Origin of the sequence: Desulfovibrio desulfuricans, from assembly GCF_004801255.1 — a bacterium.
GTDB classification, from domain to species: Bacteria; Desulfobacterota; Desulfovibrionia; order Desulfovibrionales; family Desulfovibrionaceae; genus Desulfovibrio; species Desulfovibrio desulfuricans_C.
Genome location: NZ_CP036295.1, coordinates 1,959,897 through 1,974,787, shown reverse-complemented (window position 1 = coordinate 1,974,787; position 14,891 = coordinate 1,959,897). Strand labels below are relative to the sequence as shown.

At 58.4% G+C, this 14,891-nt stretch carries 13 protein-coding genes and 1 riboswitch; of the genes, 5 read left to right on the top strand and 8 right to left on the bottom strand.

The window, feature by feature from the left end:
• Positions 1-141: 141 nt before the first annotated feature.
• The 5 genes from DDIC_RS08205 (at position 142) to nrdG (ending at position 7,743) form a co-directional block, all read left to right on the top strand.
• A complete protein-coding gene (locus DDIC_RS08205; RefSeq protein WP_136399986.1) occupies positions 142-864 on the top strand; it encodes an ABC transporter ATP-binding protein in 723 nt (240 codons plus the stop codon).
• Positions 865-1,167: 303 nt separating this feature from the next.
• Positions 1,168-3,783, top strand: coding sequence for a M16 family metallopeptidase (locus tag DDIC_RS08200; RefSeq protein WP_211088863.1), 2,616 nt, complete (start codon positions 1,168-1,170; stop codon positions 3,781-3,783).
• 674 nt (positions 3,784-4,457) lie between these two features.
• A riboswitch (cobalamin riboswitch) is annotated at positions 4,458-4,635 on the top strand.
• A 121-nt stretch (positions 4,636-4,756) separates the two neighbouring features.
• Positions 4,757-7,012 carry an anaerobic ribonucleoside triphosphate reductase gene (locus tag DDIC_RS08195; RefSeq protein WP_136399985.1) on the top strand — a complete coding sequence of 752 codons (2,256 nt, stop codon included), beginning with the start codon at positions 4,757-4,759 and terminating at the stop codon, positions 7,010-7,012.
• 52 nt (positions 7,013-7,064) lie between these two features.
• Positions 7,065-7,235 (top strand): anaerobic ribonucleoside-triphosphate reductase, encoded by a 171-nt coding sequence (gene nrdD / locus DDIC_RS08190; RefSeq protein WP_136399984.1) that lies wholly within the window; start codon positions 7,065-7,067, stop codon positions 7,233-7,235.
• Positions 7,228-7,743, top strand: coding sequence for an anaerobic ribonucleoside-triphosphate reductase activating protein (gene nrdG / locus DDIC_RS08185; RefSeq protein WP_247647426.1), 516 nt, complete (start codon positions 7,228-7,230; stop codon positions 7,741-7,743). The genes nrdD and nrdG overlap by 8 nt, the downstream gene beginning before the upstream one ends.
• Here the strand turns inward: nrdG and DDIC_RS08180 are convergent.
• From DDIC_RS08180 to DDIC_RS08145, 8 genes are all read right to left on the bottom strand, one after another.
• Positions 7,678-8,226, bottom strand: coding sequence for a hypothetical protein (locus tag DDIC_RS08180; protein WP_136399983.1), 549 nt, complete (start codon positions 8,224-8,226; stop codon positions 7,678-7,680). The genes nrdG and DDIC_RS08180 overlap by 66 nt on opposite strands.
• Positions 8,227-8,341: 115 nt before the next feature.
• Positions 8,342-9,589: an HD-GYP domain-containing protein gene (locus DDIC_RS08175; protein WP_136399982.1), complete on the bottom strand. Its 1,248-nt coding sequence runs from the start codon at positions 9,587-9,589 to the stop codon at positions 8,342-8,344.
• 267 nt (positions 9,590-9,856) lie between these two features.
• Entirely contained in the window at positions 9,857-11,011 is a 1,155-nt protein-coding gene (gene nifS / locus DDIC_RS08170) for a cysteine desulfurase NifS (protein ID WP_136399981.1), read from the bottom strand.
• A gap of 5 nt (positions 11,012-11,016) precedes the next feature.
• On the bottom strand, positions 11,017-11,853 hold the full coding sequence (gene nifU / locus DDIC_RS08165; protein WP_136399980.1) for a Fe-S cluster assembly protein NifU: 837 nt from the start codon (positions 11,851-11,853) through the stop codon (positions 11,017-11,019).
• A complete protein-coding gene (locus DDIC_RS08160) occupies positions 11,837-12,280 on the bottom strand; it encodes an RrF2 family transcriptional regulator (RefSeq protein ID WP_136399979.1) in 444 nt (147 codons plus the stop codon). Before DDIC_RS08160 ends, nifU begins: the two co-directional genes overlap by 17 nt.
• Positions 12,281-12,315: 35 nt before the next feature.
• The gene (gene metA / locus DDIC_RS08155; protein ID WP_136399978.1) at positions 12,316-13,251 is read right to left on the bottom strand and encodes a homoserine O-acetyltransferase MetA; all 936 of its coding nucleotides are present in this window, start codon (positions 13,249-13,251) and stop codon (positions 12,316-12,318) included.
• Between the two features lie 211 nt (positions 13,252-13,462).
• Positions 13,463-14,164, bottom strand: a complete 702-nt coding sequence (locus tag DDIC_RS08150) for an ATP-binding protein (RefSeq protein ID WP_136399977.1) — start codon at positions 14,162-14,164, stop codon at positions 13,463-13,465.
• Position 14,165: 1 nt separating this feature from the next.
• Entirely contained in the window at positions 14,166-14,828 is a 663-nt protein-coding gene (locus DDIC_RS08145; RefSeq protein WP_136399976.1) for an HAD family hydrolase, read from the bottom strand.
• Between the last annotated feature and the right edge of the window lie 63 nt (positions 14,829-14,891).

Here is a 14,891-nt window from a genome sequence, read left to right as displayed (position 1 = left end):
GGCGTACGGCTCCGCATGCCCGCTATCGGCTGCGCCGTAATGCCGCCCAGCGGGGCGAAACCGTGCGGCAGGGCGCAGCAAAAAGACTGGCAACGGGAATCTGTTCCCGAAGCAGACCGACAGATATGGACAGGGTGCATCATGCTTGAAATTCGTAATCTCCACGTGCGCTACGGCGGCATCCAGGCCGTCCAGGGCATTAGCCTGAATATCCCGCGCGGCAGCATTGTGACGCTTATCGGGGCCAACGGCGCGGGCAAGAGCAGTATTATCCGCTCCATTGCCGGCCTGAATAAAACCATCAGCGGCGACATTCTGCTGACCCGTCACGAGGGCGATGCTCCGGTTTCGCTCATGGGGCTCAAGCCGGAAGACATGGTGCGCAAGGGTATCTCGCTTTCTCCGGAAGGGCGGCGCATACTGCCCCATCTGACGGTAGAGGAAAACCTGCACCTTGGCGCTTACTCGCGCAGCGACAAGGCCGAGATAGCCCACGATATCGAGTGGGTCTACAGCCTGTTTCCCCGGCTCAAGGAACGCAGCTGGCAGAAGGGCGGCACGCTCTCTGGCGGTGAACAGCAGATGCTGGCTGTGGGGCGTGCTCTTATGAGCCGTCCTGACCTGCTCATGCTCGACGAACCCTCGCTGGGCCTTGCCCCGCTGCTGGTGCGTGAAATTTTCGACATCGTCAAGCGCATCAACGAAGAGGGCAAAACCGTGCTGCTGGTTGAGCAAAACGCCTTTGCGGCCCTCTCGGTGGCGCACTACGCCTACATTCTTGAAGTTGGGCGCGTGGTGCTTGAAGGTTCTGGGCAAGAGCTGCTTGAAAACCCCAAAGTCAAGGAAGCCTACCTGGGAGGCTAGCGGTTTTGCTCCGGCTGTTGCCGGGGCAGGGCAGCCGGTTGGGAGTATTGTTTTGCGCTGCATTGCCAGCGCTCAAGCCGATAGTCGCGCGACTGTCGGCTTTTTTTTTGCGGCCTTCTTTGTGCGCGAGCAGATTTACGTGAGCGCGGCTGCCGTTTGGGTACACGCCCCTGACGGCGACTTGCATCGCCGCGCTGACGGTATTATTATTTCAGTTGGTGCAACAGCAATCCCGGTCATGGCCGTATACCTCTCGTTGTCTGCCGTGATGGTGCGGATTGTAATCTATTTTCAGGAGCAACCATGCAACGCATTTTATTGTTATTGCCCCTGCTGCTGGCCTTGCTGGCTGGCGCGGCCTCTGCCGCGCCGGGAGAGCAGCAGGTTTTGACGCGTCTGCCCAACGGGCTTTCTGTGTATATCATCAAGGATACCCGCTTTCCGCTGGTGGCGACCCGTCTGTATGTGCGCACTGGCTCTGTCAACGAAGACGTCAAACAGGCGGGCATCAGCCACCTGCTTGAGCATATGGTGTTCAAGGGCACAGACCACCGCCCCAAGGGGCAGGTGGCGCGTGATGTGGAGGCCCTTGGCGGCTACCTCAACGCTGCCACCAGCTTTGACAAAACCTGGTTCATGACCGACATGCCCGCTGCGCACTGGCGCATGGGCATGGATGTGGTCAAGGAAATGGCCTTCCAGGCCTCTCTTGATCCCAAGGAGCTGGAGTCGGAGAAGGAAGTGGTGATCTCCGAGCTTGAGCGCGATCAGGATTCGCCCATGAGCAGGCTGTTTGAAAGCCTGCAAACCTCGACCCTGCAAAATACCGTGTACGGGCGGCCCATCATCGGCTTCAAGGAAACCGTGCGCGCTGTTACGGCTGACGACCTGCGCGCTTATGTGCAGCGCTGGTATCAGCCGCAAAACATGTTGCTGCTGGTGGCGGGCGATGTTGACCCGCAGGCCGTGCAGCAGCACGCGCAGGAGCTTTTTGGCGGTTTGACCAATACCAACGACGTTGTTGCGCCCCCTGCGGTTGATTTGCGCAAAGCCCCCGGCGGCCCCCGCGTTGAAGTGGTGCGCGGCCCCTGGAACAAGGTTTACCTCGGCATGGCGTTTCCCGCGCCCTCTCTGCGCGACCTGCGGTCTGTGGACCTCGACGTGCTGAGCTACCTGCTGGGCGGCGACGGAACCTCGCTGCTGAGCCGCAAGTATGAATACGAGAAGCAGCTCGTGGACGGCATAAGCGTGGGCAACATGAGCCTTGACCGCGCGGGCATGCTGTACGTCACCGCCAATATGGCGCCGGAAAAGCTGGAGGCCTTCTGGCAGGGGCTGACCACTGACCTTGCCAAACTCAAGGCTGCGGATTTCAAGCCTGAAGCCCTCAAGCGCGCCCGCTACAACCTTGAGGACAGCCTTGACCGCTCGGCGGAGACGCTCAACGGTCTGGCGGCCTGGCTGGGGGCTGTGCAATTTGAACTGGGCGGCAACCAGGCGGAACAAAACCTGCGTTTCACCCAGCGCAATGTGTCGCAGACGCAGGTGCAGCAGGCCATTGACCTCTGGCTTGACCCCGGTTTGGTCAGGGTGCGCGTGCTTGCGCCCGAAAACGTCAAGCTGCCCGACCTTGAGGCGATTTTGCAAAAAAACTGGCCCGGAGCTGCCGCCGCCAAGGCGGCAAAGCAGGCCGCGGCATCGGCCGGTCAGCAGGAGGTTGTCGACCTGGGCCAGGGCCGCACGGTTATTCTCATCCCTGACGCAACCGTGCCCTATGTGGCCATGGACATGATGCTGCCCGGCGGCAACGCGCTGCTCAAGCCCGAGCAGCAGGGGCTCGCCGAGCTGACGGCCAGCACGATTGGCGACGGCTGCGGCAAGTTGGATGCGCAGGCCGTTGAAAGGTATTTTGCCGACCGCGCCGCTTCGCTCAGCGCCAAGGCTGGACTGCAGACCTTTACCGTTTCGGTGACCGGCCCCGCGCGCTTTAACGCCGACTATTTCGCCATGCTGTCCGACGTGCTGGGCAAGCCCCGGTTTGAAGCCAAGGAGATCAAGCGAGAGGCGGAAAACATGAAGGCGGCCATCCGTCAGCGTGCGGACAGGCCTACCGCGTATCTGTTCTCCCGCGTCAATCCCTTCCTCTTTCCTGGCGGGCAGGCCTACGGGTATGACAGCCTGGGCACGGAGGCGAACCTTGGCAAGTTTACCCCCAAGGATGTGCGTGGGTTCTGGGAGAAACAGCTGGTGCAGCCGTGGGTGCTTGCCGTGGCGGGCGACTTTGACCGCGAGGCCGTGCTGGCCTTTGCCCGCAGCCTGCCCACGCCTGACGGCAAGGGCTTTACCTTGGCAACGCCCTCGTGGGGCGACGCCCGCAGCCTCGACCTGCACCTGCCGGGCCGCAACCAGGCGCACGTGCTGCAGGTCTTTAAGGCTGTGCCCTATACGAATCCCGACGCGCCCGCGCTCATGCTGCTGCAGTCGGTGCTCTCCGGGCAAAGCGGCCTGCTGTTCAGCCAGATGCGCGACGAGCAGGGCCTTGGGTACACGGTCACGGCCTTTTACCGCGCCATGCCCCAGGCGGGCATGATGGCTTTTTACATTGGCACCACCCCCGACAGGGTCGCGCAGGCGCGCGAGGGCTTTGCCAAGATTATTACCGACATCAAGGCCAAACCCCTGCCCGAGGAATTGCTGCAAGCCGGGGCCAACCGTCTGCTTGGCGAGTACTACCGCGACAAGCAGAGCCTTGACGCCCGCGCCGGAGTTGCCGCGACAGATGCGGTGCTGGGCTTGCCGCGCGATTTCAGCAAGTCGCTCATCGACAAGGCGGCCAAACTGACCCCGGCGGATATTCAGGCAGTGGCGCAAAAATACCTGGATGAAAAAAATCTGTATAACATGACCTTGCTGCCCTAGGCGGCGATTACGCCTGTTCCGGGCCGTATGGCTGGGCCGCCCTTCCGCATCTGGCGGGGAGGCGGCAAGCTGTACGGCTCTTTTTTTGCGGCGGCAGGGAGGCTGGCAGTGCGCCTTGTGCCCATGATGCGCAAAAGCCGGCGGTTGGCGCGGCGCACAACGGATGAGGGGGAGTAAATGAAAATTTGCCCAACCCTCAGTTTATCATACAAAAAAAGTTTTTGCAGGCTGATTTTTTGGCAATTTGCGGGCAAATTAGAATGTCAAGTTTTCCCTAAGTTCCCAAGCTGCGGGGGGGCCGTCTTGAAAAGAGGGCGGGGGTAGAGTAGGTTCATTTTTGCGCTTATTGGAACTGCCTTCTACTGAAGGCTCGCACTGGCATCGGCTGCGTTCGCAGTGCCGTGTCAGGAGCGGCAGCGCCATGCGGGCAAGCGTGCCTGCGTGCATGGCGAAATGTTTCGTGAGCGCAATCAACATCACAGTTGCAGCAGGTCACCTGACGTGATCCGGCAGCCTACAAGGGCGAACAATTTTGTCACCGCCCCTCTATTGTGCGGCCTGTACATGGTGAAAATAAGGGCAAATAACAAATTTCAGTAATCTAAACAGTGTTTTGCTTTGAACCTTGGACATGTTTTTTTTGCGCATTTATTGACACAATGCAAGTCTTTTGAGATTTTCTAGACATTGAAAGCGCCATGGAGCTTAATAGGGAATGCCCGTGCAAATCGGGAGCGGACCCGCCGCCGTGAGCCTGTTCAAAACCGCATTTCACTACATGCCACTGGGTAATCTGGGAAGGCAGAAATGCGGCAGGCAAGCCGGAAGACCTGCTTTCAACCGTTCTTAGAAAAAGGATCCTCTGCAACGGGCTTTTGCGGAAGAACCATCACAAATGGGCCAGCAATGGCCCGTCCGCCCGTTTTGACCGGGCGGCCTTTTTGTTCATGGCCCACAAGTTGGAGCGAATTGCATGCTCGTCAGCATAATAAAGCGCGACGGCACGGAAGTGCCTTTTGATTCGGTCAAGATTCTCAATGCCATCACCAAGGCTAACCAGGCTGTGGGTGGTGAAGACATGTCGCCCACCGACCTGCTGTTTGTCACCGAAAAGGTGTGCAAAAAGCTGGAGTCGCGCAGTCTCAAACATGTTGAAGAAATTCAGGATGTTGTTGAAGAAACGCTCATCCAGTACGACTACGCCAAAAGCGCTAAGGCCTACATTCTCTACCGCGCAGAGCATACGAAGATCCGTAATGCGGAATCGTATCTCATGGATATTTATAAAAAACTCACCTATTCTCCTGCCCTGCAGGAGGATATAAAGCGCGAAAACGCCAATATCGACGGTGATACGGCCATGGGAACCATGCTCAGGTACGGTTCTGAAGGCTCAAAGTTTTTTATCGACAATTACATTTTGCCCAAGGATGCCTCGGCCGCGCATATCAACGGCGACATCCATATTCATGACAAAGATTTTTACATGCTCACGGAAACGTGCTGCCAGATAGACCTGATCCCCCTGTTTAAAAACGGTTTTTCCACGGGGCACGGGCATTTGCGCGAGCCCAATTCCATTGAGAGCTATTCGGCCCTTGCCTGCATCGCCATTCAGGCCAACCAGAACGAAATGCACGGCGGCCAGAGCGTGCCGCATTTTGACTTTGCCATGGCCGAGGGCGTCGTCAAAACCTACCGCAAGGAATATGAACGCGCCTTTGCCGCCTTTTTGCGCATCAGTAACGGGCTTGAAGAACAGGCCGCCATTGATGCCGCCAGAGGGTTCATTGGTCTGCTGCCCGAAGGCCCGCGCCTGGGCACCTGCGACGATTTTGGCGCTGCCCTGACAGCGGCTGCCCCCGAAGATCAGCGCGACATTGCGGCGCGTGCGCACGCCTACGCTGCGGGCGAGGCCCTCAAGTATACCGAGCGCCGCACGTATCAGGCCATGGAAGCCCTGATCCACAACCTCAACACCATGAATTCTCGCGCCGGGGCGCAGGTTCCCTTCAGTTCCATCAACTACGGCACGGATACCTCGGCTGAAGGCCGCATGGTTATCAAAAACCTGCTGCGCGCCACCAAGGCCGGGCTGGGCAACGGCGAAACCTCCATTTTCCCCGTGCAGATTTTCAAGGTCAAGTCGGGCGTCAACTACAATACTGAAGATCCCAACTACGACCTGTTCAAGCTGGCCATGGAAGTATCCGCCATGCGGCTCTTCCCCAATTTCAGCTTTCTCGACGCGCCGTTTAACCTGAAGTACTATCATCCGGGCGACTACAATACCGAGGTGGCCTATATGGGCTGCCGCACGCGCGTGCTCGGCAACGTGTACGACAAAGACCGGGAGGTAACCTGCGGGCGCGGCAACCTGAGTTTTACGTCCATTAACCTGCCACGCCTGGGGCTGGACGCGCGGGGCGACATAGACCGTTTTTACGCCCTGCTCAACGACAAGATCGACCTCGTTTTTCGCCAGCTTTTGCACCGGCTCAAGATCCAGAGCGCCAAAAAGGTGCGCAACTATCCTTTCCTCATGGGCGAGGGAATCTGGCTTGATTCTGACAAGCTGGGTTGGGACGACAGCATTGAAGAAGTGCTCAAGCACGGTACGCTGACGGTGGGCTTTATCGGCCTTGCCGAAACGCTCAAGGCGCTTGTGGGCAAACATCACGGCGAGAGCGAAGAAGCGCAGAAACTGGGGCTTGAAATCATCTCCCAGATGCGTAAGCGCTGCGACGAAGAAGCGGAAAAAACCGGTCTCAATTTTTCACTCATCGCCACCCCCGCCGAAAGTCTCAGCGGGCGCTTCGTCACGCTCGACAAGGCCAAGTACGGCAGCATCCCCGGCATCACCGACAGGGATTATTATACCAACTCCTTCCACGTGCCGGTGTATTGCCCCATCAAGGCCTTTAAAAAAATACAGATTGAGGCTCCCTATCATGCCCTGACCAATGCAGGCCACATTACCTATGTGGAGCTGGACGGCGACACCTGCAAAAATCTTGAGGCATTTGAAAGTATTATCCGTTTTATGCACGACAACGGCGTTGGCTACGGCTCCATCAACCATCCTCTCGACCGCGACCCTGTCTGCGGTTACGTGGGCGTGATCAACGGAGCCTGCCCCCGTTGCGGGCGCAAGGAAGGCGAGGCCGTAAGCGCCGAACTGCTTGAACAATTGCGCAAAAAATACCCGCACACCCCCAAGTGGGACTAGCGGTAACATACATTTTTTTCACCATCTTTTGCTTAGAGCAAGGAGAGAGCACATGCTGATGAAATCGAGTCTGTTTGCGGAAACCAAACCCGCACAGAAACTGGTTGGGCAGAATGTGGGTTTTGAACGCACCCGCCGCATCACTGGTTACCTTGTGGGAACGCTTGACCGTTTCAACAACGCCAAACGCGCTGAAGAGCACGACCGCGTCAAGCATGCCTGAATCATGCAAGACCGCGCTCATGCGGCTGTCGGGCATTGTGGAGGAATCCATAGTGGACGGACCGGGGCTGCGGTATGTACTGTTTACGCAGGGTTGCCCGCACCACTGTAAGGGGTGTCACAATCCGCAGACGCACAGCTTTGAGGGCGGCTTTCTGCTGACGGCAGAGGCCGCCCTTGCCCAGATGGCGGAAAATCCGCTGTTGTCGGGTATAACGCTGTCGGGCGGCGAACCTTTTGAGCAGGCCGAGGCGCTTTGCGCCGTGGCAGCGGGCGCGCGAGCCATGGGAAAAAGCGTGATGACCTACACCGGCTATGTTTTTGAGGCCTTGCTGGCGCGCGACGACCCCTGGACAGGCCGGCTGCTGGATCTGACGGATATTCTTGTGGACGGCCCCTACATGGAAGACCTGCGCGATCTTGAGCTGCAGTTCAGGGGCAGCTCAAACCAGCGGCTGCTTGACCGCGCCGACAGAGAGCGGATAGCCGCAGGGCTGCGCCGCAGCTGAGTGATTTCGCCAGAAGGCATCAGTGCTGGGCAACCTCGGCGCAGAAACATCCCGTGATATCTCCCCTGGCACGGCGCAGGCAGGGGCAGTTTTCATAAGCTGCCATTCATAAACCAGTGTTCCCCGCATCTGCGGGGCTTTTTTTTGCCCGTGCGAGGGCGGCAGTGCAGGGGTGGGCGTGGACAGTGCAGCGCTGGGCCTGAGCGGTCTCGGTGCGACTTTGCGCAGGCTTTGCACTTCGTGCTGCAGTTTTTCGACAGTACCCCGGGCCTCGTTGAGGTCGCGTCTGAGCGCGCCCGCCCGCGTTTTCAGGCTGTCTTCGAGCACGCGTATAACATCGCATGCTGTGGTGATGACCAGCGGGGCCTCGTCGACCTTTTGGGACACTGCGGCGGAGAGTTTGCGCAGGGGCAGCAGGTACCTGTAACGCGGCACAAGCCCGCAGGCAGAAAAGACAAGTGAAAGGATAACCGCAGCGCTCAAAAAAGGATGCGTGGGCTGTAGGTGAGCAGACCTGCAAGGGGGAGCAATAAGCAGAAAAATTACAGGAACGCCCCTTTGTTTCCCCTATGGGTAGTGTGGGGAATGCGGCAGGGGATCAGGCCGCAGCAGTCGCGCCGCACAATCTGCGCATGACCACAAAATTTGCAGCCGCGCGGCGCTGGGCGCGGATGCGCGCCCTGTTTACCTGAGCCACATTGTCGGCGAGCAGGCTTACCACATCTGCGTCGAGGTAGTTAAGCTCGGCCATGGACTCAATGAGCGCCATGGCTTTGGGCAGGGGCATGCCCTGACGGTAAGGGCGGTCTTCTGTCAGCGCGGTAAAAACATCCGCCACGGCGATAATGCGCACCGGCAGGGAAAGGCCGCTCCCCTTGACTCGTTCGGGGTAGCCTGTGCCGTCAATGCGTTCGTGATGTCTTCCCCCCCATTCCCGCACGCAGGTAAAGCCGGGTATGGAACCCAAAAGTTCCAGGCTGTTTTGGGCGTGCTGTTGTATTTGCAGCATTTCTTTAGGGGTAAGGGACGTTGGTTTTTCCAAAATTTCCAATGGGATGGCAAGTTTGCCTATGTCGTGCAGCAGCCCGGCGATAAACATGGTTGTAAGGTCGCCGATATCGGCCATACGGCTGAGTTTGAGCAGCATACGGGCCGTGTGCGCCACGCCCATGGAATGCGTGGCCGTGAAGGGGCTTTTGGAGTCGATGGTTTGCGAAAAAAGGCCGCACAAATCCACAAGCTGCACCGGGCCAAGAACAACCATGCCAAAGGTTGAGGCCAGGTGCTGTTCCATTTTTTGGGGACTGGCCAAAAGGCTGTTCACAGCGGCATCGTCAGCAACGGATTCCATCGCCGCGAGGTTTTCAGGGGCGTATTCACTGGTTTTGGCCTGCAACATGCGGCAGATGCCGCGCAGGTCAGCAAACTGCTTGCCGCGCAGGGCAATATCAATCCTGTCAGCCATGTGTATGCAGTTGGCAGGCAGGGCGTTTTGATCCTCCGGGCTGTAACTGTCCCATTCCGTATGGTGGTGCAGCACCATGTCGCAAACCGGACGCGGCAGACCGGTTGTTTTGCAAAAGGCCCAGCCAGCCCGGCAGTGCAGTGCCTTGTTGCGTTCAAAAACAAGGTCCTTGGTCTCGCTTTTAAGCGGTATGGCCCCTATGTCGTGCAGCATGCTGGCCATAAGCATGTACTTGCGGGAGGAGGCGGAAAGCCGCAGCCGCTCGGCAATAATCTGACTTAAAAAGGCAACGCGCAAATGATGACCCGCAAGGAATGGCGTAACCATATCAAGTGCGCGCGAAAAACCCATCAGCAAATCAAAAAGACGAATGGACCGCATGAAACGTATTCTCCCATCACAAGATGGCTATTCAAATTAAAACGAAAGGTCAATAGCGACATGGAGGCAATAGCCACATGCGGCAGTTGGCTGCAGCACGCAAAAAAAATATGGCCCGTCAGGATGCGCTGCGGCCGTGCATTTTTCAACTGCCGGCCTGCAGCTGCCAGCGACTCGCCGTGTCCCAAAAAAGCAGTGCCGCACCTGTATTGGGGAGCGGCACTGCTTGTACACGAGTTATTGCTTGCTATTGGGTATGGGCAACAGCTAGTTTTTAAAGGGCGAAATCATGCGCAGGGTTTTGATCACGTCGGGGAAGTTTTCGATGACAAAGTCCACTTCTTCCTGCGTTGAGTAGCGCGAAAGCGAAAGGCGTATGGAGCCGTGCGCGAAGGTAAACGGCACGCCCATGGCGCGGAGCACATGCGAGGGCTCAAGGCTGCCCGACGTGCACGCCGAGCCGGAGCTTGCACACACGCCCAGCCTGTCGAGCATCAGCAGGATGGCCTCGCCTTCCACGTTTTTAAAGGCGATATTGGTGGTGTTGGGCAGGCGGTTTTCCACATCGCCGTTGACCATGCAGTCGGGTATGCGTTCCACAAGGCCCTTTTCAAGCCTGTCGCGCAGCAGGGCAACGTTGACGCGTTCTTCCTGCATGTGGGTAGCGGCCAGCTTGGCTGCGGCCCCAAGGCCGGCAATATAGGGCACGTTTTCCGTACCGGCGCGGCGGCCTTTTTCCTGATGCCCGCCCCGCAAAAACGGGCGAAAACGAACGCCCTTGCGAACGTAGAGCACGCCAATGCCCTTGGGGGCGTGCAGCTTGTGCCCAGAGAGCGAAAGCATGTCAACGGGCAGATGGGCCAGATCAATGGGGGTTTTGCCCACGGCCTGCACGGCGTCGGTGTGGAACAGAATGCCCTTGTCCTTGGCCATTTCCGCCATTTGCTGGATGGGGTAGATGTTGCCCACTTCGTTGTTGGCAAACATGATGGAGGCCAGCGCCGTGTCGGAGGTGAGGGCTGCTGCGTATTCATCCAGATCAAGGCGGCCCTTGTTGTCTACGCCAAGGTAGGTGACGCGGTAGCCCTGGCGTTCCCAGTGCTGCATGACGCTGAGCACAGCAGGGTGCTCAACCCTTGTTGTGATGAGGTGGCGTTTTTCGGGCTGGGTCTGTGTGGCCGACCAGATGGCGGCGTTGTCGCTTTCAGACCCGCACGAGGTAAAGATGATTTCGTCCGGGCTTGCGCCCAGCAGGGCGGCCATGTTTTCGCGAGCTGTTTCAACCGCGTCCGCCACCTGTCCGCCAAAGGTGTGCATGCTCGAAGGGTTGCCATAAAATTCGCCCAGGTAGGGCAGTATGGCCTCGCGAACTTCAGGCGCCACCGCTGTGGTGGCGTTGTTGTCAAAATAGATGGTCTTCATGGCGGTTAGGCCTCCTCAACCACGATGTCGGCTTCTACATGCTCGCGCAGCATGCGCTGCACCAGATCGCGAATGGTCACCTCGCTGGAGCGGCACTGGGCGCACCGCCCGCGCAGGGAAACCACAACGCGCAGACCGTCCACATCCACAAGTTCAATGTCCCCGCCGTCGGCCGCAAGCTGCGGGCGAATTTCCTCTTCAATGGTCTTCAGCACCATTTGCATGCGCTGCACATTGGTAAGGCGCGGTCTGGGCTTGAGCTCGACCAGCGGCTTTTGCTTGAGCTGGGCGGCCAGTATCTCGGCGATTTCATCAAGGCATTCGCCGCACGCGCCGCCAGCCTTGGTGTAGTTGGTGATTTCTTCAACGGTTTTAAGGCCGTTTTCGGTAATAGCGCGTATGATCTGGGCATCGGTGATGCCAAAGCACTTGCACACAAGCTTGCCGTCTTCGTGGGCGTGGGGCACCGGAGGCTCTCCCTTCCACTGACGGATGGCGGCTTCAAGGGCCTCCTGCCCCATGACGGAGCAGTGCATTTTTTGCTTGGGCAGGCCGCCAAGGGCGTTGGTGATGTCCTTGTTGGTGATTTTAAGGGCGTCTTCGACCGACATGCCCTTGACCATGTCTGTGAGCACAGAGCTGGAGGCAATGGCGCTGGCGCAGCCAAAGGTTTCAAAGCTCGCGCCCTCGATGATATGCTGGTCGTTGATCTTGAGGTAGAGCTTAAGGGCGTCGCCGCAGGTCAGGCTGCCTACCTCGCCTATGGCGTTGGCGTCTTCCAGGGGACCCACATTGTGCGGATGCAGAAAGTGGTCGTGAACGGCTTTAGTGTAATTCCACATGATTGCCTCCCGTTACGGAGCATTTCTCTGTGTCGATTATTTCCTGCAGGGTGCGCTTTTGCAGGAAGGAGCGGATGTGACCATCCAGTTCTGTCCAGAAGCCCCGTGTGGAGCAGTGACCCTCGCGTTGGCAGTGACGGCCCTTGCTCAGACAGCGCACAGGGGAAATTTCACCTTCAAGGTGCTGAAAGACTTCTTCTATGTTAATATCAGCCGGGGGTTTGGCAAGAGAGTATCCGCCGCCTGAGCCGCGTACGGCCCTGAGAATGCCCATGGGGCGCAGCGCCCGTACTATTTGCTCCAGATAGCCCGAAGATATGTTTTCCTCGCGGGCCACTTGCCCCAGTTGCAAAAGCGTGCCCTGCGGCTGTGCCGCCAGGCGCAGCAAAAAGCGCAATCCATAACGGGTTCTGGTAGAAAATCGCATTGGCATCCTCGTTTCCCTGTAGTGTGCAGCGGTGCTTACATGCCCTGCCGGTTACGGGCGATAGCGGTAAGGCTAAAGGGCGTTTCCTGATAAACATAGTAGTTGAGCCAGTTGCAATAAAACAGATGCGCGTGCGCCCTCCAGCTGACATGGGGCGGACGAGTGGGATCGTTGTCGGGATAATAGTGGCTGGGCGGCTGCGGGTTCATGCCCCGCTCGAGGTCGCGGCGAAACTCCGCATCCAGGGTATCCCTGTCGTATTCAAGGTGGCCGGTCATAAAGACCTGCGAGTGGTCGAGACTTTCGGCCAGGGCCAGACCCGCTTCAGGCGACTGGGCCAGAACGCGCAGGGCTGGCTGATTGCTTACGTCCTGGGCGCGAACCTCCGTATGCCGCGAATGGGGGGCTGTAAACGTGTCGTCAAATCCCCGGAACAGGCGGCAGCCCGGCTGAAGAATGTTGTGGTCAAAAATGCCCGACAGCTTTGCAGGCAGCGTGTACTTGGGTATGCCGTAAAAATGGTACAGGGCCGCCTGCGCCGCCCAGCAAATGTACAGGGTGGAATATACGCGGCTTTGCGCAAAGGCCATTATCTCCAGCAGTTCCTGCCAGTAATCCACATCTTCAAAAGGCAGATGCTCCACAGGCGCTCCTGTCACGATCATGCCGTCAAAGCTGCCGTGGCGGATCTCGCCAAATGTTTTGTAAAAACGTTCCAGATGCTGTGTCGGCGTGTTTTTGGATTCGTGCGCCTCGGTGCGCAGCAGCGTGATGTTGACCTGCAGGGGCGAGTTGCTCAAAAGCCGCAACATTTGGGTCTCTGTGGCGATTTTTGTGGGCATAAGGTTGACTATGGCGATCTCCAGCGGGCGTATGTCCTGCTGGACGGCGCGGTCTTCCGTCATCACAAAGATGTTTTCGCTCTCAAGCGCTGCACAGGCGGGAAGATCCGCAGGAATCTTGATAGGCATGTCTATGATCCTTCTCGGCAAAGCTGTCTGTCTGGGCGGGCCTTGTGTTCCGCCGCATTACAAGCCCCGTCTGTGGGGTTGAGTTTGTCGGCAATTACAAACAATTGAGGCTCGTCTTTAAAACATAGCACTACACTATGTTTTGTCAAGGCGAGCCTCAGTGAATTTTTACATGTTCCCTGCGGGTTCATGCAAAAGTATGCTTATTTTTTTACAATTGTACAATATGCGTCTCCGGCGTCAAGGTGCTGCCGGCAGCTTGAAGCGCCCGGTGCACCAGGCGCTCGAGCCCGCCGCAGCAGGGTACGCTCATGCGCAGGACAGTAATGCCCGCAATGCCGCCGTTCTGGATGATGGCCGTGAGCTTTTCCACCAGAATTTCGTTATCCTCAAGCTTGGGGCAGGCAATAATGGGGACGCGCCCGCGCATCCAGTCGGCATGCAGGTTGGGCAGGGCAAAGCCCGCGCAGTGCGCGGCCAGCAATATGTTGGCGCCCTTCAAAAAAGGCGCGCTGGGCGGCAGCAGGCGCAGCTGGATGGGCCATGTGGGCACCTGCGCCTGCAGGTCGCCGGCAGCTCCCGCAGGGGCCGGGCCGCCGGTAAGCGGCGTGAGCGTGCGCGCCATGCTGCCAGGGCAGCCGCCGTGGGGCCGATGCTGGGGCAACTGCGCCCCCTCGCGTTTTGCCTTGGCGGCAAGCGCGGCCTCTTCGTCAAACTCCGGCGCATCCCTTTCCACAAGGCGCAATGCTCCCTCGGGGCAGTTCAGGCATGCGCCGAGGCCATCGCAGTAGATATCGCTTATCAGCTTGGCCTTGCCGTCAATGATGGCAAGAGCGCCCTCGGCGCAGTCGAGTACGCACTGCCCGCAACCGTTGCACTTTTCTTCATCGATCTCAATGATGGGACGCTTCATGCTATGCCTCCCTTGCAAGACGCGGCAGCGCCTCTGGTGCTTCGATAACATGGTCGGCCTGGGCTGCGCGCAGTTCTTCCGCACCGCGAAAACCCCAGGCTACGCCGATTGAGGTCATACCCGCATTGCGGGCAGTAAATATATCCACATTGCTGTCGCCTACATAAAAGCTGTCGGCGGGCAAAACCGACATCTGACGCAACATGTCGAGGGGGGCGTCCGCCTCGGGTTTGAGGGGCACGCCATCGCGGCCTCCGCGCACGAGCGCAAAAGGCACATCGGGAAAATAGCGGCCGATCAGCGCGACAGTAAGGTCGTCAGGCTTGTTTGAAAGCACCGCCAGCGCATGACCTTGCGCGGCCAGAGCCAGCAGGGCCCCGGTAATGCCGTCGTAGGGCCTGGTGTGCACGCACATGTTGTTGCCGTACTGAGCGCGGGCCTCCGTTACCAGAGCGGAGAGCTCGGCTGTGGAAAGTTTCGCGCTCTCGCCCAGGGGCAGGGCGTCGCTGACGAGTTTGTGAAAACCGCGTCCCACATAATACCTGTACTTTGGCAGGGGATGCACGGGGTAGCCGTGGCTGGCGAGAACGTCGTTGCAGGCCTGGCCGATGTCTTCCAGGCTGTCAATCAGCGTTCCGTCCAGATCAAAAAGAAAAGCTTTCATTCTTGCTCCTGTAGGCCCTGCAAGTGGGCCCTCGTACTTTAGCTGAAAAGTGGATTAAATCAC

Bases quoted from the DNA above. Each gene is read 5' to 3' on its own strand.
- nifS (WP_136399981.1), bottom strand. From the start codon at position 11,011: ATGAAGACCATCTATTTTGACAACAACGCCACCACAGCGGTGGCGCCT.
- DDIC_RS08200 (WP_211088863.1), top strand. From the start codon at position 1,168: ATGCAACGCATTTTATTGTTATTGCCCCTGCTGCTGGCCTTGCTGGCT.
- nrdG (WP_247647426.1), top strand. From the start codon at position 7,228: ATGCCTGAATCATGCAAGACCGCGCTCATGCGGCTGTCGGGCATTGTG.
- nrdD (WP_136399984.1), top strand. From the start codon at position 7,065: ATGCTGATGAAATCGAGTCTGTTTGCGGAAACCAAACCCGCACAGAAA.
- DDIC_RS08195 (WP_136399985.1), top strand. From the start codon at position 4,757: ATGCTCGTCAGCATAATAAAGCGCGACGGCACGGAAGTGCCTTTTGAT.
- DDIC_RS08150 (WP_136399977.1), bottom strand. From the start codon at position 14,164: ATGAAGCGTCCCATCATTGAGATCGATGAAGAAAAGTGCAACGGTTGC.
- DDIC_RS08205 (WP_136399986.1), top strand. From the start codon at position 142: ATGCTTGAAATTCGTAATCTCCACGTGCGCTACGGCGGCATCCAGGCC.
- DDIC_RS08160 (WP_136399979.1), bottom strand. From the start codon at position 12,280: ATGCGATTTTCTACCAGAACCCGTTATGGATTGCGCTTTTTGCTGCGC.
- nifU (WP_136399980.1), bottom strand. From the start codon at position 11,853: ATGTGGAATTACACTAAAGCCGTTCACGACCACTTTCTGCATCCGCAC.
- DDIC_RS08175 (WP_136399982.1), bottom strand. From the start codon at position 9,589: ATGCGGTCCATTCGTCTTTTTGATTTGCTGATGGGTTTTTCGCGCGCA.
- metA (WP_136399978.1), bottom strand. From the start codon at position 13,251: ATGCCTATCAAGATTCCTGCGGATCTTCCCGCCTGTGCAGCGCTTGAG.
- DDIC_RS08145 (WP_136399976.1), bottom strand. From the start codon at position 14,828: ATGAAAGCTTTTCTTTTTGATCTGGACGGAACGCTGATTGACAGCCTG.